The sequence below is a fragment of the Thauera sp. WB-2 genome, assembly GCF_027594845.1.
Classification (GTDB): Bacteria; Pseudomonadota; Gammaproteobacteria; order Burkholderiales; family Rhodocyclaceae; genus Thauera; species Thauera mechernichensis.
Genome location: NZ_CP088935.1, coordinates 1,879,102 through 1,897,237 on the forward strand (window position 1 = coordinate 1,879,102; position 18,136 = coordinate 1,897,237).

Below are 18,136 nucleotides of genomic sequence, written 5' to 3' on the forward strand. Positions count from 1 at the left end.
GTGCAGTGCGTCAAGCCGCCTCAAACCTGGCTCTAATGCAAACAAGGCCTGTGTCTACAGGCCTTGTTTGCTAAGTGGCGTGGATAGACCCGTCACCCTTGCAGTAACGACAACACCTGCTGCGGCAGCGCATTGGCCTGAGACAGCATCGCCGTGCCGGCCTGCTGGAGGATCTGCGCACGGGTCAGGTTGGCGGTCTCGGAGGCGAAGTCGGTGTCGCGGATGCGGGAGCGCGACGCCGACAGGTTCTCCGACGAGATCTGCAGGTTGGCAATCGTGCTTTCGAAGCGCGACTGCAGGGCGCCGAACTTGGCGCGCTGGCCGTTGATTGCGGACAGGGCCGCGTCGACCATCGCCAGTGTTCGCTGCGACGACTCGACCGAGCTGACATCCAGATTGCTGACAGCCTGCAGTTGAGATGCAGCAGTCGTGTTGTTGAAGAAATCGGTTGTGTTGGGCGCTTCGATGCTGAAGGAGCGATCGGAGTCGATGATGAGCTGCCCGGTGCCGATCGCAGTTGCACCAGCGCCTGTCGAGGTCCCCCCGATGGTCGCCGTTGCGGACCCGGAGGCGGCATTTGCGATGGTGATGTTCTCGCCGGCTGCGTTCAACAAGGTGATGCCGTCGCCGGTATCGTTCACTCGCGCGCTCACGCCTGTCTTGGCCGAGACATCGTTGAAGGCATTGATGGCTGCTGCCAGACCGTCATTGTCTTCTGCGCCGATGGTGAAGGAGATCGTCAGCGGCGCAGCGTTGTTCGAGGTGATGTCGAACTTGTAGCTGGTGTTCGGTGCGCTGAAGTCGATGTCGAACTCGGTGCGCGCGCTGGCGGTAACCCCTGTCGTGCCGCTTTCGGCATTGATCAGTTCGGCGGCGTTCTTTGCCGAGGCGCCTGCACCGATCGTCACCGCTGCAGTGCCTGCGGCACCGCTGATGGTGACCGTTCCGCCTTGCACGCGGTTCAGTGCCGCCGCGGAGGAGCCAAGTGCAAACGCGGTGCTGCCCGGGGTCAGATCCCCCTTCGCGCCGGTGTTGGCTGCAACCTGAGAGCCGATTCTGTAGCCGCCGTACTGGTTCGTGCTGAAGTTCGCGGTGGTGGCCTGGATGGTCTGGCCGGCGTTAGCGCCGATCTGGAAGGTGGCGGTGGAGAAGGAGCCGTCGAGCAGCTTGCGGCCGTTGAACTCGGTCGATTTGGCAAGGCGATCGAGCTCCGATGTCAGCTGGTTGACCTCGGCATTGAGCGCTTGGCGGTCCGATGCAGAGTTGGTTGCGTTGGCCGACTGCACTGCAAGTTCGCGCACACGCTGGAGGATATCGCCGGCAGACTGCAAGGCACCTTCGGCCGTTTGCGCAAGCGAGATACCGTCGTTCGCGTTGCGGCGCGCCTGATCCTGGCCGCGGATCTGCGAGGTCATGCGTTCCGAGATCGCCAGGCCCGCGGCGTCGTCCTTGGCGCTGTTGATGCGCAGACCCGAGGACAGGCGCTGCAGCGAGGTGGCGAGCGAGCCGGCCGAGGTGTTCAGGTTGCGCTGCGCGTTGAGCGAAGCGATGTTGGTGTTGATGACTTGAGCCATGATTGATCTCCGAGGGTGTCCGTTGCGTCTGCAGTACGGCCAGCGTTGTCGGAATGCCAGGTCCGGGGTAGAGCGTGGTCGTGCTTGACCGGCTCTCAGCGAATTCCGTGCCAGGTGGTCAAAGCGGATTCTATGGGGCCGGATCGGCGATCAAAGGCCGGAAAATGCCGGTAAATCAGCGGCTATTCGGCAAAGCTTGCCGGTTTTGTCATGGTCACTGCGCATAGTTTGCCGCCTGCCCGTGCCGCGCTGCCGGTTGCCGGCAGGCAGCGGAGTGTGCATGGCAGGCGGTTCAGCGTGACCACACCCTGACCGACCCGTCCGAGAAACCGGCGATGATGCTGCGGCTGCGGAGGTCGTGTGCGACCGCGGTCGTGGTCAGGCCGCTGCTGCGCACCGCGGAGGGTGCGTCGGCCTGCCAGTGCCTGACGAGTGTGCCTGCGCTTACGTTCCACTCCTGGATCCGGCCTGCGGGCAGGCCGGCGAGCAGGGTGAGGCCGTCAGGCGCGAAGCGCGCACTGACGATGGAGGTTCGGTCATGACCGATCGCGCTGACCGCCTGGTTGCGCTGCAGGTTCCAGACCATGCCCTTGCCGTGATGGCGGCCGACGAAGAGCAGGCTGCCGTCCGCGGACAGTGCCAGCGTCGAGATGCCGCTGGCAAACTTGTGTGCGAGCAGCGTGCTGCCGGTATCGAGATCCCAGGCGCGCAGCATGCCGTCGTCGGCGCCGGTGATGCCGATGCGGCCGTCCGCGGTGATGGCCACCGCCTGTACGCCGTTGCCATGGCGAATGCGCGCAAGCGGCTCGTCGCGGGCGGTGTCGATGAGCAGCGCCGAGTTGTCCTGCAGGCCGACGAGCAGGCGCTGGCCGTTGCCCGAGACGGCGATCGACAGTACCGGAGCCTCCATCGCCCAGGTGGCGATGGCACGGCCGCTGGCGACGTCCCATAGCGCGAGTTGATGGCGCTCGGCGGTCGCTGCGAAGCGCCCTTCGGCCGAAAAGGCAGTCGCTACCAGCGCAGAGACCTGGTCCGGCTTGTGGTTCCAGTCGTAGAGGCGTGCGCCGTCAGTCGTGCGCCACAGGCTGCCACCGTGCTGCACCGCGCCGACCAGCACGTGTTCGGCATCCTGGCTGATGCTGAGCGAGAACACCCCCCCTTTTTCCGTGGTGCGCCACTCTCGCAGTGGGGTGTCGCTGCAGCCCGCGAGGGCCAGTGCGAGGGACAGCAGCAGGGGGCGCACGGGAAGGATGTTCATCTTCATGGCGTCAGCGCCGCATTGCTGCGGGCTCGGGTTAGGGCATGAGCCAGGGAGGCTTCATGGTGCATGGCTGGTATGAGGCGCCTCGATGCCCGAATCCTATCGCCTCACGGTGGGTCAGGCCAGCCTGGATACAGCATTGTCTGTGTCGGCGTCAGCCGCGAGCTTTTCTGGTCCCGACCCTGGCGGTGTCGCCTTCAGCCCCTCGCGGCTGGCGCCGCTCCTACAGCAGACCGTGGCGCGTCTCCCCCGTAGGAGCGGCGCCAGCCGCGTGCTTTTCCTGTGCCCGGCGCGATGCCTGTTGTTGGCCGGAACCTGCGCCTACCGCGCTAGCTGCCCCGCAAGCCACGCACCCAGTGCCAGCCCCAGGCCCAGCGCTGTCAGCAGTGCAAAGAGCAGGGCGGCATGCCGGCGCAGCGCCTGCTCCAGTGCACTTGCAGGCGGCGGTGCGATCGCCTCGTCTCGCGTGTCTGCCGCGCCCGGAGCGTGCCAACCATGGCCGGTGGCGATGCGACCGGCCAACTCAGTGAGTTGGCGTACGCACGCCTCTGCCACCCTGCGCAGTCCCTGCAGCAGGCCAAGCAGCGGCGTCAGCACGTCGCCGGCCGGCAGCGGCCAGGCGCGCAGGCGGCGGGCGGCGAACACGGCGAGTGCGCTGCCGGCGAGCACTGGCCACAGCAGCTCGGGCAGGTAGGCGGGGTCGGGCGGCAAACCCGCGGGCACCGGCACCCAGGGCAGCAGGATGAGGCCGGCCACACTCGCGCCGAGCACCAGCGCCCAGCCCAGCCATTGGGCGGTGGTCGGGGGCGCATGGTGGCCGTCGTCGGCTTGTTGCGCCAGCAGCCAGAGGTAGCGCGCGACCAGCGCTGTGGTGCCGGCCGCCGCCAGGCTCAGTACCAGCGGCAGGTGCTGCCACCACGCCGGGGTGACGATGCCGCCCGCGAGCGCGGTCTTCAGGCTGATCTTGGCGGCCGCGCCGCTCACCATCGGCCCGGCCAGCGCCAGCCCGGGCAGCGCCAGCGCCAGCCACAACGCCCGCCGGCGTATGCTGCCCGCCTGGGCCAGCGCGGGCGCGATGCCCACGCCGAGAAACAGCGCACCCTTGGCCAGGCCGTGATGCAGGGCGTAGAGCGCGATCGCGGGCGCCAGCGCGGGCCACAGCGCTGGCTGGTGCAGGCCGGCGCCCACGCCGACGGTGATCAGGCCCATCTGGCTGACGCTGGAGTAGGCGAGCACCGTCTTCGGTGTGCGTTGGTGGATGCCGATGGCCGCGGCGCCGAAGGCGGCAGCGAAGCCGAGCGTGATCAGGCCCAGGCCCCAGCCCGGCAGCGCGACCACCCCCAGCGGCAAGGTGACGAGCCAGCCCAGCAGCCCAGCCTTGATCATCGCCCCCGACAGCACTGCGCTCGCCGGTACCGGCGCCACCGGGTGAGCCAGCGGCAGCCACATATGCAACAGCGGTAGCCCGGCCTTGACGCCAAAACCGGCGACCAGGCAGGCGATCGTGAGGTCGCGCCGCGGCGAGGCCGCGATTGCGTCCGCCAGGTCGCTCAAGAGCGGTGCCTGCGGCGCCGCGCTGGCGCTGGCCGCGAGCAACAGGCCGGCGATGATCAGGCCTTCACCGGCGACCGCCATTGCCAGATACACCCGCCCGGCGTGCAGCGCCGCGCCACTGCGGTCGTGGATCACCAGGCCGTAGGCGGCAAAGCTCATCAATGCGAAGCTGGCGTAGAAGCTCGCCAGGTCGTGGGCGAGGATGAGGCCGAAGTTGCCCGCCATCGTTGCCAGCCACAGCACCCGGAAGCCGCTCGCCCGCGCGTCGCCCGCCAGCGTGCCACGGCTGTAGAGGCCCGCGCCCAGCCACAGCAGGGCGGTGAAGGCGAGAAACACCCGCCGTGTTCCGTCCAGCGCCAGCACGGTGCCGTACAGCACCGCATCGAGCTGCACGCTCACCCCCTGCGCGCCGCCCAGCCCCAGCAACAACGCGGGCAGTGCTGCCCATGGCGTCCAGCATTCGATGCGGCAGCGCCAGCCGGGCACGCACCAGGCCAGCACCATCAGCAGTGGCAAGGTCGGGACCAGCACCAAGCCGAAAGCGTCGATTGCGCGCTCCATCAGCGGGCCTCCTCGACGGTAGCGGATGCCATCATCACAGACCGCGTGGCGGACCTCGCCAGCTGCCACGGCGGGGGCGACGACCTCGCCGCGGCGATCACGGCAGGTACTCCCGCCCGACCACCACGGTCGCCCAGTACAGCGGGGAGTAGGGCAGGCTGGCGAACAGGCCTGCGACCACGCTGAAGGCGGCGGTCGCCAGCGTAGGTATCAGCAGCAGCGGGTGGGTGTCGTGGCATTGCCGGAAGCGCTCGTCCGGCCACGGCCCGCGCTGCGGGCGGAACCAGATGCGGTGCAGGATGGGCAGGAAGTAGGCGGCGTTGAGCAGGCTGCTTGCCACCAGCACGCCGATGACCCAGCCCATGCCGGCTTCGAGTGCGCCGAGGCCGAGGTACCACTTGGTGACGAAGCCCGCCAGCGGCGGGACGCCGATCATGCCGAAGGCGCCGATGGTGAAGGCGATGCTGGTCGCCGGCATGCAGCGCCCGGCGCCGTCGAGCTCGTCCACGCGGTGTACGCCCAGGGTCTCGGCGTAGTTGCCGGCGCAAAAGAACAGGGTGATCTTCATCAGCCCCTGATGCAGCAGGTGCACCAGCCCGCCGGCAGTGCCGAGCGGCCCGAACAGCGAGATGCCGAGCACGATGTAGGACACCTGACTGACGGTTGAGAACGCCAGCCGGCGCTTCAGGTCGGTCTGCGCCAGCGCGCGCAGCGAGCCGTACAGGATGGTGAAGCTGGCCAGCGCTGCCAGTGGCCCGAGCACGCCGAGCTGCCAAGCCAGCTCGATGCCGAACACGTCATACACCACGCGCACGATGCCGAAGGCCCCGGCCTTGACCACCGCCACCGCATGCAGCAGCGCGCTCACCGGTGCCGGCGCCACCATCGCCGTCGGCAGCCAGCCGTGGAGCGGGAAGATTGCGGCCTTCACGCCCAGGCCACCGACGAGCAGCGCAAAGATCAGCACCAGCTGCGGATTTGATACGGCCTCGAGCGCCGCCAGGCCCGCCCCGGCGCCGAAGGCCACGTCGCCCGCCAGCGCATGCAACAGGGCGATACCGAGCAGCAGCACCGCGCCGCCGCCGAGCGTGTAGACGAGATAGGTGCGTCCGGCGGCAAGCGCCTTTGCGCTGCCGCGGTGCACGACCAGCGGGTAGGTCGACAGCGTCAGCAGTTCATAGAACAGGAAGAAGGTGAACAGGTTGCCGGCGAGCGCGATACCGACCGTGCTCGCCACGCACAGGCTGAAGAAACCGAAGAAGCGGCTGCGGTTGGGCGCGTTCTCAAGGTAGCCGATGGCGTAGATCGTGGTGAACAGCCACAACACCGAGGACAGGCCGGCGAACATGATGCCGAGGGCGTCGGCGCGCAGCACGAAGGCGACCCCGTCGACCAGGGTGTAGCGCAACGCGTAGCGTTCGCCTTCGAGCACGCCCAGCCCCATCCACACCACCAGCGCCAGCTTGGCCAGCGCCGCTGCTAGGTTGAGGCTGCTGCGCAGGCGGTGACGGTGCTCGGCGAGCACGAAGATGCCTACCGCGGCCAGCAGCGAGGTGGCGATCACTGCCAGCGGCAGCAAGGCGTGGAGGAGTGAGCTCGCGCCGCTCATGGCACGCCCGTAGCGAGTGGGCTGCCGATGCGCAGCCATTCCAGCGGCGCCTGTGCCACCAGGCCGAGCGCGATGCTGGCGCTGCCCAGCGCCAGCGCCGACAGCTCGAGCGCGAGCGGCGGCGAGGCGAAGCGGTCGCGCGCCGGGCCCTCGACGAAGGCGTGGCGGAACACCCGGAACACGTAGGCCGCGCTCAGCAGCCCGCCCCCCACCAGCACCATGATCCACACCCACTGCCCGCTCGCCAGCGCGCTTTGCAGCAGCAGCCACTTGGCGGTGAAGCCGGCGCTCGGCGGCAGGCCCATCAGGCTCACCCCTGCCAGACCGAAGCTCATCAGAGACAGCGGTCGGAAGCGGCTGATGCCGGTAAGGTCGGCGATGTGCGGACTGCCCACCGCCAGCACCAGGTTGCCGGCAGCGAGGAACATGCCGGCCTTGGCCAGCGCATGCGCGGCCAGCATCAGCAGCGTGCCGTCCCATGCCAGGCGCGCGGCGTCCATGTTCGCCACGCCGAAGAGCGGGAAGAACAGGAACAGGTAGCCGATCTGCGCCACCGTGGAGTAGGCCACCAGGTGCTTGAGGCGTGCCTGGCGCAGCGCCATCCAGCCGCCCCAGAACACCGCTGCGGCGCCCAGTGCGCCGAGTAGCCAACCGAGCGCGAGCGGGGTCAGCGCCGGGCCTGCCATGATCCACAGCCGCATCAGGATGTACAGCGAGGCCTTGATGACCAGCGCCGAGAGCAGCGCGCTGACCGGCGGCAGTGCCCCGCCGTGTGCGGGCGGCAGCCAGCCGTGGAGCGGGAACAGGGCGGTCTTGAGCAGCAGCCCGGCGCTCATCAGGCCGAGTGCGACCAGCGTGGTGAGACTGCCGGACTGTGCTACGCCAGCCTCGGCCATGAAGCCTGCAAGGTCCGCCAGCGCCAGGCTGCCCCAGGCGGCGTAGAGCAGGGCGACGCCGATCAGGTAGGCGAGCGAACCGAGCAGCGCTGCCAGCAGGTAGCGCATCGCCGCAGCCAGCGCGCCGGCCGAGCCCTTGAGCGCCACCAGGCCCACCGCCGCCAGGCCGAGCAACTCGAGGCCGACATAGAGGTTGAACAGGTCCGCCGACAGCCAGATGCCGTTGAGTGCCGCCCACATGAACCAGAACAGCGGCCAGAAGCCGTCCTCCACCGCCTCGCCGCGCAGGCCGAGTGCAGCGTGCAGCGCGCAGGGCAGGGCGACAGTCGCGGTCAGCACCACCATGCCTGCCGCCAGGCCGTCGGCCACCAGCGCAATGCCCAGCGGCGGCGCCCAGCCACCCAGCGCCTGCGCCTGCGGCCCGTCGCCCACCACCGTGCGCAGCAGGCCGCAAGCCACGCCGGCAAGCAATACGGCCAGCGCCACCCCCAGCGGCCCGCGCCAGCGCAGCGGCAGCAGCGTGCTTGCCAGCGCGGCGGAGAGTGGCAGCATGACCAGGGCAGGCAGCAGGCTCACACGTCCTCCGGCAGCGTGCTCTCGCCGCTGACGCGATGCCAGCGGCGGAAGATGACGAGTGCGAGTGCGGTGGACGCGACCGCCACCACGATGCCGGTTAGCACGAGGGCTTGCGGTACCGGGTCGATGCCACGCCCGTCCTGTGCCAACCCCACCAGCAGCAGGAAGCTGCCGCTGCCCATGACGTTGAAGGCGAGCAGGCGGCGCAGCAAGTGGCGATGAATGATGAAGCCGAACAGGCCAAGCCCGCACAGCAGCACCCCGACCCAAGCGTATAGGGCGTCGGTGGCGAGCACTGTTGCGCTCATTCGCGGGCCCTCCGCCTGCGCTCGGGCAGACGCTCGACGTCCGACTGCGGCGGCGCCAGCCGGAACAGCGACAGCAGCGCGAGCGCGATCGACAGCGTCAGCGCCAGCTCGATCGCCAGGATCAGGCCGCCGGCCCAATCCGCCGGGTAGTCGAGGAAGGCGCGCCCGCCGAGTGCCGTGCCGGCACCCACGGCCACGAATACCGCCGGGCCGAGCACCAGCAGCGCGCGCAACCGCCGGGCGCCGCGTTCTCCGGCGAAACCGCCCAGGCGCACGCCTGCCAGGCGCAGCAGCACACCCGCGGCGGCCAGCACCGCCGCCGCCTGGAAGGCGCCCCCTGGCCGCGTGCTGCCCGCCCAAAGCAGGTAGGCGGCGACCAGCACCATCAACGGCAACAGCCAGCTCATCACTGCACGCAGCAGCGGGTTGTCGAGGCCCATGCGGTCGGGGCCGTCGGGCTGGGCCTCGCGCAGCGCCAGCGCGACGACCACGGCGACGAGCAGCACGGCAACTTCGAGCAAGGTGTCGTAGCTGCGGAAATCGAGCAGGACCGCCGTGATCGGATGCGGCGCGCCGGCGTGCTCGGTGCTGTGCGCGACGACTCGTGGCAGGTCTGTGCGCGCTTCGGGGCGCTCGATGACGGCGAGGGCAAGTGCGGCGCAGACCGCCAGGCTTGCGAGCGCTGCGAGCAGGATGAGCAGGTACCGTTTCATGACCTCGTCTGCTCCTTGTCCGAGGTGTGTGCTGCGGGTGCGGAGGGTGGGGAGGGGCGTGGCCGCTCGAAGCGGCGGCGCAGGTAGCCGAGGGTGTCGAGCAGCAGCACGCCGGTGAGCCCGGCGCCGATCGCCGCCTCGGCGAGCGCGATGTCGGGTGCGCGCAGCCGAACCCAGGCCAGCGCCATGAGCAGGCCGAAGACGATGAACATGACGATGGCGCGGAACAGTTCGCGCGACAGGAGCGCACCCGCGGCACAGGCGATCAGGCCGAGGCCAAGGAGGAGATCGAAGGCGTTGGCCGGCAGCGCGCTCACCGCGGGTCTCCGCTTCGCTCGGGACGCTGGCGTGGCTGTCCTCGCCGCCAGGGTTCGACGCCGCGGCGGCGTGCCGCGCGCGCCACCAGGTAGCCCGCACAGGCGCTGGCGAGCAGGGCCAGGCCCCAGATCAGCAGCAGCTTGAGCGCGGCCGCCACCGAGCCGGCGCCGGGCAGCAGCCCGATCACGACCAGCCCCAGGCCGAGGTTGTCCGCCTTGGTCAGGGCGTGGATGCGGGTATAGACGTCGGGAAAACGCAGCACGCCGATCGATCCGACGACGAAGAAGGCGACCCCGGCGCCGATCAGCAGGGACTGGAACAGTGCGACCGCCGTCATCCGCGTCGCCTCCCGGCTGTGCCTGCAGCGCGTTGCTGCTGCGCTGGGGCTGCTTCCGTGCGTGTGTCGCTCGGGTTTTCCGAACCGTCCGGCACTTGTTCATCGGGGTCCCAGACCCGGGCCACGAAAGCGAGGACTGCAAGTACCGCAAGCAGCGCCAACACCAGGGCTACATCGCGCAGCGCCGCCAGCCCGAGCGGGTCGGCGAGCAGGACCAGCATCGCGACGCCGGTCGTGCCCAGAAGTTGCGCCGCGAGCATGCGATCCGCGAAACCCGGCCCCTTCCAGACGCGCAGCAGGCCAAGGACCAGCGACAGCAGCAGCAGGAGGGAGAAGGTTTCGAGCAGGGTGTCCATGATGCGTGCCGCCCTCACTGCCTTGCTGCTGCGGGGGGTGTTGCCTCTCCCCTCGACGCAGGATCCGGTGCGATGCGAGCGAGCGTGAGGCCGAACAGGCGGGCAACCTGCGTCTCGGCCTGCCGTAGGTCGGCATCGACATCCAGCCCAGCGTCCAGGCAATGGATCTCCAGGCTGTTGCCATGGCGCCGCACACTCAGCGTGCCCGGCAGCAGGCTGATGACCAGCATCAGCCACCAGCAGGGTGCGCCCTCGGGAAGCCTCGTTGCCATGTTGAGCAAGCCGGGGTCGAGCGGTAGCGCCGGATGTAGCGTTCGTCGTGCCACGTCCCAGCCGGCACGCAGCGACTGCAGCAGGAAAAAGGCGGCGAAGCGCGGAATCCGGCGCGCGTGCAGGCGATGAGTCGCCGGTGGCGTCAGGCGCAAGCTCAGTGCGGCTGCCAGTGAGGCGGTGGCCAGCCCGAACAGCAACCCCTCGCCGCCGCTCAGCGTCCACCACAGCAGGAGCAGGGCAAGGGCACGAAAGCTGAAGGCCTGCAGCGAGTTGGGCATCGGCAATGAAGGAGGCTTGTCGTTCGGAATTCGTGGCAGCGTAGCCGAAGGCGGCACGACCCCGCAGTCAGGGCTTGCCCGGTGTTTACTGGCGGTTGCGGAACTGAAGCAGCAGGTCGCAGCTGAGGCCGCCTGCGAACCAGCGTGCGGCGACCTGAGCGCCGCCTCCGAAGCGGAAGCGGAACTCGTCGGAAACCGCCTTGCGCTCCATCGCTTGCGGCGTGGCTGTGCCCAGGCGATGAGACAGTGTCTGCGCGAAACGTTCGCCATGGGCCTGGCAGGCCGCGATGCTGTCGAGCCGCGTTGCGCCGTCGGTGGGCAGGGCGAGGACTTCGTCGATACGGCCGTCGGTGCCGGCCATCGCCATCACTGTCAGCGTGTGGTTCTCGACCTTCAACAACACGCTGATCTGGTCGCGTTCGTCACAGCCCGGACCGATCTGTGCCGCGGCGGCGTCGAGTGGCAGGGTGCGGCGGGCGGCCGTGGTCAGGCGCGCGCCGAGCACGAGCGGCCCGATTCCGTTGGCGTGCAGGGGGGCGGTGGCGGCCATGGGGGCTTGAGTCTGGTAGCTGACCACGCCAGGCTCGTCACCCTGTGCACTCGCTCCACCGCCCAGCCCCACGCTGCACAGCAGCGCAAGGCGGGCGACCGCAGTGCCGGTGCAGCGCCCGCTCACTGCGCCTCGATCACGCCGCAGAACAGACGCGGACCGGCGCCGCCGATGGGCTGGCTGAGGTGGTCGTCGCGGTTCTCGTGGATGACCAGCGCAGCACCGTCCTCGTCGAGGATGCGCGCGCGCTCGCCAGCGCCTGTGAGGCTGGCGAGCGTGCTAAAGAACTCAGCCTCGACCGAGCCGTCCGCATGAACGAAGAGGTTGGGCAGGTCGCCCGCGTCCGGGCCTTCGGGGTTCATCAGCCCGTGAGGCTTGGCGTGCGGGTTGAGGTGCCCCTTGGAGGCGACGAAGCCCTTGTCCGGATCCTCGCAGGTGCCGACGCTGTGGATGTGGATGGCTTTCGGGCCCGGCGGCAGGCCCTTGGCCGCGACGTGGATGAGCACGCCGTGCGGGCCCTCGGTCAGCGTCGCGGCCCCGACCGCCTTGCCGTCACGGTCGATGATCGTGGCCGTGGCACGTTCGGCGGCCGTGGCTGGAGATGAGAGTATGGCGAGCGATACGGTCAGCACGGACAGGGAGAGGGTCAGGGCAAGGGAACGGGTTGTGCGCATTTGCATATCTCCATCGAATAAAGGTTTCGTGGTCGGCCCGGCGCGTTCCGGGCCTGCAGCATGATAGGCGATTGCGCCGGCTGGCGCCGCCCGGTCGCAGGCCTTAACATCGACATCTTGACTGCAACGGAGACCCCCATGGCTTCATCCCCTGACAGCATCAGCATGGCGCTGTTCTGCGACTTCGAGAACGTGGCGCTGGGCGTGCGGGATGCCAACTACGAGAAGTTCGACATCAAGCGCGTGCTCGAGCGCCTGCTGCTCAAGGGCAGCATCGTGGTCAAGAAAGCCTATTGCGACTGGGACCGCTACAAGAGTTTCAAGGCGGCGATGCATGAGGCCAACTTCGAGCTCATCGAGATCCCGCACGTGCGCCAGTCAGGCAAGAATTCCGCAGACATCCGGCTCGTGGTCGACGCGCTCGACCTGTGCTACACCAAGTCGCATGTCGACACCTTCGTCATCATCAGCGGCGATTCGGACTTCTCACCGCTGGTGTCGAAGCTGCGCGAGAACGCCAAGCAGGTGATCGGCGTGGGGGTCAAGCAATCGACCTCTGATCTGCTCATCGCCAATTGCGACGAGTTCATCTTCTACGATGACCTCGTGCGTGACAGCCAGCGTGCTGCCGCCAAGCGCGATGCGCGCGACAGCGCGCCGGCGCCCAAGCGTTCGCCTGAGGAAGAAAAGCGGCGCAAGGATGAGATCGAGGGCCGGCGCAGGCAGGCGATCGACATTGCCGTCGAGACCTTCGAAGCCCTGCTCGCGGAGCGCGGCGAGAGCGGCAAGATCTGGGCATCGATGCTCAAGGAGGCGATCAAGCGCCGCAAGCCGGATTTCAACGAGAGCTACTTCGGTTTCCGTGCCTTCGGCAACCTGCTGGAGGAGGCACAGAGCCGTGGCCTGCTCGAACTGGGCCGCGACGAGAAGTCGGGCACCTATGTCAGCCGCCCGAGTGCGGCGGTGCTGAGCGCCGCTGCGGAGAACGAGGCCGCGCAGATGCAGGCAGCGACGACTGCCGAGGCGCAGCAGGCCAACGCAGAGGCGACAACCGAGGACAAGCCCGCCCAGGCCGGCAAGGCCTCGGCGCGCAGCGGGCGGCGGCGCGGGAGTGGCAGGGCGGCCGCACAGGCCGAGGGCAGGTCGGCTGCGCCGTCTGGCCGCGGGGGGGATGTCGGTGTGGTGCAGGTCGAGCACATGGCGCAAGCCGTTGCTGACGTAACACAGGCGCCAGTGGTGAAGGAGGTATCACCACCTCCGGCCGCAGGGCAGGCGGCGACAGAGGGCAAGGTGGACCAGCCCGCTGCACTCGAAGCGGCTGCACCGCGCGCCGAACCGAAGAAGCAGGCCCGCCGTGCCCGCAAGCAAAGCGATGCGCCTGCCGAGGCTGGCGTTGCCGCCGCGAGCGAGCGCCCTGCAGCTGACCTTGCGCCAGCCGCTGTGGAAGAGGAACCGCGCAAAGGGCGCAAGCCCGCGGTGCGCGGCAAAGCCAAGCCGGCCCAGGCGCCTGTGGCCGAGCTGGCTGCCGTTGATGCATCCACGCCGAAAGGGTCGGCAGGGAAGGTTTCTGACGCCAAGACATCTGGCACCAAGGCAAGGCGACCTGCGCGCGCTGCGGAGCAAGGCGATGCGACGACCAGTGCGGTAACCGGAGGCGAGCCTGTTGGTGAGCTCAGCGGTGAGGGCAGCAACACGAGGCCTGCGGCCAAGACCGCCACACGCAGCCGCCGTCCGCGCAAGCCCAAGGCAGATGCTGCCGAGTGAGACTTGCCGCGCCTCAAGTGCGGGCGCAGCTGGTTCGCGTTGCGTACCGGGCGCGGTGGCCTGACTGACGAAGGACGCATGCACGTGAGCAGTCGAGTCATCGCGCGTTCCCGGGCCGACGGACTGCCGTCGTGGCCCTATCCGCGCTGGATCGCGCACCGCGGTGCGGGCCGCCTGGCGCCGGAGAACACGCTCGCCGCCTTTGCGCTCGGTCATGCCCATGGCTATCGCATGTTCGAGTGCGATGTGCGCCTGAGCGCAGATGGCGTGCCCTTTCTGCTCCATGACGACCGGCTCGAGCGCACGACCGACGGCCGTGGCGAGGCGCTCGGGCATGACTGGGCGGCGCTCGCGCGCCTTGACGCCGGCGCCTGGCATGCGCCGCGGCATGCCGGCGAGCGCTTGGCCACGCTCGAGGCTGTGGTGGCGTTCTGCCATGCCCATGGCTGCGCGCTCAACGTCGAGCTCAAGCCTGCACCGGGCGACGAGCTGCGCACCGCGCGCGTCGTCGGCGCGCAGCTGGCGCGGATCTGGCGTGGCACGCCTCCGCCCTTGCTGTCCTCCTTCAGCGTCATCGCCCTCGAGGCCGCGGCTGTCACTGCACCCGCGCTGCCGCGCGGGCTCCTGCTCGAACGCTTCTGCGGCGATTGGCTGGCCACCGCGCAGCGCCTGGGTTGCGTGGCCGTGATCGGCGAGCAGTCGGCGTGGAATGCGCAGTGGGCGACGCAGGCACGCGCCGCGGGCTTACGCATGCTGGCCTACACGGTGAATACCGATGAAGACGCGGAGCGCTTGCTTGGCCTGGGCCTCGACGGGCTGATCACCGACCGGGTTGACCATTTCTCACCGGATGGGGCGCCGGGGCAGTGCCTGCAGTAGGGGGCCGCTTACCGAAAAGCTCGCGGCTGGCGCCGCTCCTACGGGGGACCCCCGCGGCGGCTGGCTTTGCTGTAGGAGCGGCGCCAGCCGCGAGCTGTTGAAGTCAATGCGTTCATCATTCAAGCTCAAGCGACGAGGCTTCCCCGCCGGCCCTTACCGGAACTCGGCCAGCGCCGTGTGCTCTACCGCTAGTCTCTTCTGTGAGCTGCTCATCATGTCCCCGACGATCCGCGCCAGCGCCCTCATTCTTACCGCTGGCCTTCTGGCACTGGCCCCCTCCGCAGCCCTTGCTCAGCCGGATGGTTCATGCCTTGCACCCGGCGCCTGGACCAGGCTCGATGCCGCACAGCCCGAGCGGGCCGAGTCGAGCGCGCTGCTTGCTGCCATGGCGCGGCGCGATGTCGTGCTGCTGGGCGAGCAGCACGACGACATGGATCATCACCGCTGGCAGTTGCACACGCTTGCAGCGCTGCATGCGCAGCGGCCGCACATGGTGATCGGCTTCGAGATGTTCCCGCGCCGGGTGCAGCCGGTGCTTGACCGCTGGGTAGCGGGCGAACTGAGCGAAGCCGAGTTCCTGACGGCGTCCGACTGGGGCAAGGTGTGGAGCATGCCGGCCGAGCTCTACCTGCCGCTGTTCCATTTCGCGCGCCTGCATCGAATCCCGATGGTGGCGCTCAATGTCGAGGCCGCCTTGACACGCAACGTGGCGCAGAAGGGCTGGAATGCAGTGCCCGAGGCCGAGCGCGAGGGCGTGGGCACGCCTGCGCCCGCCTCACGCGACTACGAGGACTTCCTGTACGAGATCCATCGTCAGCATGCCGGCATGCGCGGCCACGGTCCGCGCACGAGCAGCCGGCGCGATGCCGCTTTCCGCAACTTTGTCGACTCCCAGCTCACCTGGGATCGCGCAATGGCGGAGGCCTTGGCGGCGGCGCGCAAGGCCCACACCAAGCCGGATGGCGACAGCCCGCTGGCGGTGGGCATCATGGGCAGCGGTCATGTCCGCTTCGGGCATGGCGTCGCGCACCAGCTCGATGATCTGGGCGTGGGCTCGATAGGGCAATTGCTACCGATGCCGGCAAGCACCGATTGCCGGCTCCTGGCGCCGCGCCTGGCTGACGCCGTGTTCGCGGTACCCGACGCTGTCCAGGCGCCACCGCCCCCGCCGCGGCTTGGTGTGTCGCTGGATGAGCAGGCCGACGGGGTGCGTATCGCCGAGGTCAGCGCCGGCAGCCTGGCTGAACGCAGTGGGCTACTGAACGGTGATGTCATCACCGAAGCCGCCGGTGCGCCGGTCAGGCGCAACATCCACCTGATCGCTGCCGTGCGCCAGCAACCGCCGGGCACCTGGCTGCCGCTCAAGCTCAGGCGCGGCGATGAGGTGCTGGAGTTGGTGGTCCGCTTCCCGGCGCAGGCGCGCTGAGGGCGTGGCGGTGCAGGTCGCGCGCGCCCTGTGGCTGCTTGTGCTGGGCTGGTTGCTGGTCGCGCCTCTTGCGGCATCGGCGGCCACTGGCACCGCCGCGCTGCGTGACGGTCAGCGCGGCAGCGAGGCCGATGCCTTCGAACTCAGGCTGGATGTCCGCCTCGATCCGGCGGCGCGCATGCTCGTCGTGCGTGCGGAGGTGCAGCCTGCCGAGCGCGACTTTCGCTTCGTGCTTCATGAGAGCCTGATGCCGCGGGCTGCAAGTGCGGCAGGCAGACCGTTGAAGCTGCAGCCCGCCGGGCAGCGCGGCAGCCTGCGAGGGTGGCGGATACAGGTGCCCGACGGTGCGCCCCTGAGCATCGAGTACTCGGGCACGCTCGCTGTGCTCGAAAGGGGCCGCGACCATCGCGGCGTGCTGCAGGGCATGCCCCCAATGGCGGCGCCCGAGGGCAGTTTCCTGCCCGCCGGCAGCGCCTGGTATCCGCGCCCTGCCGAGCTGTTCTCCTACCGGGTCGAGTTGTCCGTGCCTGGAGAGCAGCGTGCACTTGTCGCCGGGCGTCTGGTGGAGGAGGCGCTGCCCTCGGCTGCCGACCCGCGCTACCGCGCTGTTTTCGAGTTCGACCAGCGCAGCGACGGTATCGATCTGATGGCCGGGCCTTGGGCAGTACGCGAGCACAAGCATGTACAGGCCGATGGCCGGCCCCTGCGCCTGCGCACCTATTTCCCGCACGCGCTCGACACCGAGACGGGGCTGGCGGAAGGCTACCTCGCCGACAGCCTGCGCTACATCGAGCACTACAGCGAGCGTATCGGCGCCTATCCCTTCACCGAGTTCTCGGTGGTTGCCAGCCCGCTGCCGACCGGTTTCGGCATGCCGACGCTGACCTACATCGGCGAGCAGGTGCTGCGCCTGCCGTTCATCCGTGCCACCTCGCTCGGCCATGAGGTGCTGCACAACTGGTGGGGCAACGGCGTGCTGGTGGATTACATGCGCGGCAACTGGTCCGAGGGGCTGACGACCTTCATGGCCGACTACGCCTACAAGGAGGCCGAGTCCGCTGAGGCGGCGCGCGAGATGCGCCTGGGCTGGCTGCGCGACTTCGTCGCGGTGCCGGCCGGTGGGCACCAGCCATTGGCGGCCTTCCGGTCGCGCACCCATGCTGCTGCGGCGGCGGTGGGCTATGGCAAGGCGGCGATGGTGTTCGTGATGCTGCGTGACCGACTGGGCGAGGAGGTATTCGAACGTGGCATTCGCCTGTTCTGGGCGCAGCAGCGTTTCCGCATTGCCGGCTGGGCTGAACTGCAGGCGGCGTTCGAGCAGGTGTCGGGGGAGAGCCTGGAGGGCTTCTTCCGCCAGTGGGTCGCCTTGCCCGGCGGGCCGCAGGTGCGCGTCGTCGCGGCGAGCATCGTCGATGCTGGGGGTGGGCAGGCGAGGGCGGATGTTGGCTTGGCGGGCGGCCGTTCTCAGGATACGTCCGGGTCTCGGGTACGGATCAGCCTGGCGCAGGACGAGCCCCTGCATACGCTTGACTTGCCGCTCGTGGTCCACGGCGAGTCCGCGCGCGAGATGCGCTGGGTGAGGCTGGAGGCTGCGTCGGCCGATGTCGAACTTGACTTCGACTTCGAGCCGGTGCAGCTGCATCTCGACCCCGAGTTGCGGGTTTGGCGCCTGCCCGAGGCCGAGCAATTGCCACCGATCCTGCGCCAATGGGTGCTGGCGCGCTCGCCACACCTGGTGATTGCCGATGCGCAAGCCGATATGGTGCAGGCGGCCAGCGCGCTGGCGCAGCGCATCTTCGAGCGCTCGCCCAAGGCGTCCGGGGTAGAAGCGTTGACGCGTGGTCGCGAGCCGGTGTTGCTCGTCGGCAGTCATGACGCCATCGATGCCGTGCTCGCCGATCACGGCCTGCCTGCCCGGCCGGAGGCCTTGCGGGGCAGGGGAACCGCCCAGGTATGGACGCTGGCGCAAGGCGACGGCCCGCCGCTGGCGGTGGTGTCGGCGCAGGATCCCGCCGCACTCGAGGCCCTGTTGCGTCCGTTGCCGCATTACGGCGGCCAGAGCTGGCTTGTCTTCGAAGGCAGCCGTGTCGTGGCGCGCGGCGTGTGGGATGCACCTGGCCGGGCGGTGGCGGTCGGGCGCTGATATAGACTGCCATGTGCGCTTGCCCGTCCCTCGGCCGGTAATGTCCCGCATGCCTCACCGCTCTTGACCCTTCTGCGCACCATGCG

The 18,136-nt window shown here is 69.1% G+C and carries 17 protein-coding genes; 4 read left to right on the forward strand and 13 right to left on the reverse strand.

Features of this window, described 5'->3' with window-relative positions; all coding sequences use genetic code 11:
* Positions 1 to 92: 92 nt before the first annotated feature.
* The 13 genes from LQF09_RS08590 to LQF09_RS08650 all read right to left on the reverse strand — a co-directional run bounded on the left by LQF09_RS08590 (position 93) and on the right by LQF09_RS08650 (position 11,838).
* Positions 93 to 1,574, reverse strand: a complete 1,482-nt coding sequence (locus LQF09_RS08590; protein ID WP_270069694.1) for a flagellin — start codon at positions 1,572 to 1,574, stop codon at positions 93 to 95.
* A gap of 292 nt (positions 1,575 to 1,866) precedes the next feature.
* Positions 1,867 to 2,838: a WD40 repeat domain-containing protein gene (locus LQF09_RS08595; protein WP_270069695.1), complete on the reverse strand. Its 972-nt coding sequence runs from the start codon at positions 2,836 to 2,838 to the stop codon at positions 1,867 to 1,869.
* A 318-nt stretch (positions 2,839 to 3,156) separates the two neighbouring features.
* Positions 3,157 to 4,950: a complex I subunit 5 family protein gene (locus tag LQF09_RS08600; RefSeq protein WP_270069696.1), complete on the reverse strand. Its 1,794-nt coding sequence runs from the start codon at positions 4,948 to 4,950 to the stop codon at positions 3,157 to 3,159.
* Between the two features lie 97 nt (positions 4,951 to 5,047).
* Positions 5,048 to 6,559: a proton-conducting transporter transmembrane domain-containing protein gene (locus tag LQF09_RS08605; protein WP_270069697.1), complete on the reverse strand. Its 1,512-nt coding sequence runs from the start codon at positions 6,557 to 6,559 to the stop codon at positions 5,048 to 5,050.
* Positions 6,556 to 8,031, reverse strand: coding sequence for a complex I subunit 5 family protein (locus LQF09_RS08610; RefSeq protein ID WP_270069698.1), 1,476 nt, complete (start codon positions 8,029 to 8,031; stop codon positions 6,556 to 6,558). Before LQF09_RS08610 ends, LQF09_RS08605 begins: the two co-directional genes overlap by 4 nt.
* Positions 8,028 to 8,339, reverse strand: a complete 312-nt coding sequence (locus LQF09_RS08615; RefSeq protein WP_002933572.1) for a Na+/H+ antiporter subunit C — start codon at positions 8,337 to 8,339, stop codon at positions 8,028 to 8,030. Before LQF09_RS08615 ends, LQF09_RS08610 begins: the two co-directional genes overlap by 4 nt.
* Complete coding sequence (gene mbhE, locus LQF09_RS08620) at positions 8,336 to 9,052, reverse strand: hydrogen gas-evolving membrane-bound hydrogenase subunit E (protein ID WP_270069699.1); 717 nt, start codon at positions 9,050 to 9,052, stop codon at positions 8,336 to 8,338. Before mbhE ends, LQF09_RS08615 begins: the two co-directional genes overlap by 4 nt.
* Positions 9,049 to 9,369 (reverse strand): Na(+)/H(+) antiporter subunit B, encoded by a 321-nt coding sequence (locus tag LQF09_RS08625; RefSeq protein WP_002933588.1) that lies wholly within the window; start codon positions 9,367 to 9,369, stop codon positions 9,049 to 9,051. The genes mbhE and LQF09_RS08625 overlap by 4 nt, the downstream gene beginning before the upstream one ends.
* Positions 9,366 to 9,707, reverse strand: a complete 342-nt coding sequence (gene mnhG, locus LQF09_RS08630; RefSeq protein ID WP_002933590.1) for a monovalent cation/H(+) antiporter subunit G — start codon at positions 9,705 to 9,707, stop codon at positions 9,366 to 9,368. Before mnhG ends, LQF09_RS08625 begins: the two co-directional genes overlap by 4 nt.
* Entirely contained in the window at positions 9,704 to 10,063 is a 360-nt protein-coding gene (locus tag LQF09_RS08635; RefSeq protein WP_270069700.1) for a monovalent cation/H+ antiporter complex subunit F, read from the reverse strand. The genes mnhG and LQF09_RS08635 overlap by 4 nt, the downstream gene beginning before the upstream one ends.
* Before the next feature lie 14 nt (positions 10,064 to 10,077).
* Positions 10,078 to 10,614 (reverse strand): Na+/H+ antiporter subunit E, encoded by a 537-nt coding sequence (locus LQF09_RS08640; RefSeq protein ID WP_270069701.1) that lies wholly within the window; start codon positions 10,612 to 10,614, stop codon positions 10,078 to 10,080.
* An 85-nt stretch (positions 10,615 to 10,699) separates the two neighbouring features.
* On the reverse strand, positions 10,700 to 11,290 hold the full coding sequence (locus tag LQF09_RS08645) for a hypothetical protein (RefSeq protein WP_270069702.1): 591 nt from the start codon (positions 11,288 to 11,290) through the stop codon (positions 10,700 to 10,702).
* Positions 11,287 to 11,838 carry a superoxide dismutase family protein gene (locus tag LQF09_RS08650; RefSeq protein ID WP_270069703.1) on the reverse strand — a complete coding sequence of 184 codons (552 nt, stop codon included), beginning with the start codon at positions 11,836 to 11,838 and terminating at the stop codon, positions 11,287 to 11,289. The genes LQF09_RS08645 and LQF09_RS08650 overlap by 4 nt, the downstream gene beginning before the upstream one ends.
* Positions 11,839 to 11,976: 138 nt before the next feature.
* On the opposite strand from LQF09_RS08650, the gene LQF09_RS08655 reads away from it, so the two are divergent.
* The 4 genes from LQF09_RS08655 to LQF09_RS08670 all read left to right on the forward strand — a co-directional run bounded on the left by LQF09_RS08655 (position 11,977) and on the right by LQF09_RS08670 (position 18,050).
* Positions 11,977 to 13,602, forward strand: a complete 1,626-nt coding sequence (locus LQF09_RS08655; RefSeq protein WP_270069704.1) for an NYN domain-containing protein — start codon at positions 11,977 to 11,979, stop codon at positions 13,600 to 13,602.
* Positions 13,603 to 13,680: 78 nt separating this feature from the next.
* Positions 13,681 to 14,481 carry a glycerophosphodiester phosphodiesterase gene (gene ugpQ, locus LQF09_RS08660; RefSeq protein ID WP_270069869.1) on the forward strand — a complete coding sequence of 267 codons (801 nt, stop codon included), beginning with the start codon at positions 13,681 to 13,683 and terminating at the stop codon, positions 14,479 to 14,481.
* 214 nt (positions 14,482 to 14,695) lie between these two features.
* Positions 14,696 to 15,907, forward strand: coding sequence for a ChaN family lipoprotein (locus tag LQF09_RS08665; protein WP_270069705.1), 1,212 nt, complete (start codon positions 14,696 to 14,698; stop codon positions 15,905 to 15,907).
* A 4-nt stretch (positions 15,908 to 15,911) separates the two neighbouring features.
* A complete protein-coding gene (locus LQF09_RS08670) occupies positions 15,912 to 18,050 on the forward strand; it encodes a M1 family metallopeptidase (RefSeq protein WP_270069706.1) in 2,139 nt (712 codons plus the stop codon).
* Positions 18,051 to 18,136 lie beyond the last annotated feature (86 nt).

Excerpts from the sequence above, each read along its gene's own strand:
- LQF09_RS08635 (WP_270069700.1), bottom strand. The coding sequence starts at position 10,063 with ATGGACACCCTGCTCGAAACCTTCTCCCTCCTGCTGCTGCTGTCGCTG.
- mbhE (WP_270069699.1), bottom strand. The coding sequence starts at position 9,052 with ATGAAACGGTACCTGCTCATCCTGCTCGCAGCGCTCGCAAGCCTGGCG.
- LQF09_RS08640 (WP_270069701.1), bottom strand. The coding sequence starts at position 10,614 with ATGCCCAACTCGCTGCAGGCCTTCAGCTTTCGTGCCCTTGCCCTGCTC.
- LQF09_RS08595 (WP_270069695.1), bottom strand. The coding sequence starts at position 2,838 with ATGAAGATGAACATCCTTCCCGTGCGCCCCCTGCTGCTGTCCCTCGCA.
- mnhG (WP_002933590.1), bottom strand. The coding sequence starts at position 9,707 with ATGACGGCGGTCGCACTGTTCCAGTCCCTGCTGATCGGCGCCGGGGTC.
- LQF09_RS08590 (WP_270069694.1), bottom strand. The coding sequence starts at position 1,574 with ATGGCTCAAGTCATCAACACCAACATCGCTTCGCTCAACGCGCAGCGC.
- LQF09_RS08650 (WP_270069703.1), bottom strand. The coding sequence starts at position 11,838 with ATGCGCACAACCCGTTCCCTTGCCCTGACCCTCTCCCTGTCCGTGCTG.
- LQF09_RS08655 (WP_270069704.1), top strand. The coding sequence starts at position 11,977 with ATGGCTTCATCCCCTGACAGCATCAGCATGGCGCTGTTCTGCGACTTC.
- LQF09_RS08600 (WP_270069696.1), bottom strand. The coding sequence starts at position 4,950 with ATGGAGCGCGCAATCGACGCTTTCGGCTTGGTGCTGGTCCCGACCTTG.
- LQF09_RS08605 (WP_270069697.1), bottom strand. The coding sequence starts at position 6,559 with ATGAGCGGCGCGAGCTCACTCCTCCACGCCTTGCTGCCGCTGGCAGTG.
- LQF09_RS08665 (WP_270069705.1), top strand. The coding sequence starts at position 14,696 with ATGTCCCCGACGATCCGCGCCAGCGCCCTCATTCTTACCGCTGGCCTT.
- LQF09_RS08615 (WP_002933572.1), bottom strand. The coding sequence starts at position 8,339 with ATGAGCGCAACAGTGCTCGCCACCGACGCCCTATACGCTTGGGTCGGG.
- ugpQ (WP_270069869.1), top strand. The coding sequence starts at position 13,681 with ATGCACGTGAGCAGTCGAGTCATCGCGCGTTCCCGGGCCGACGGACTG.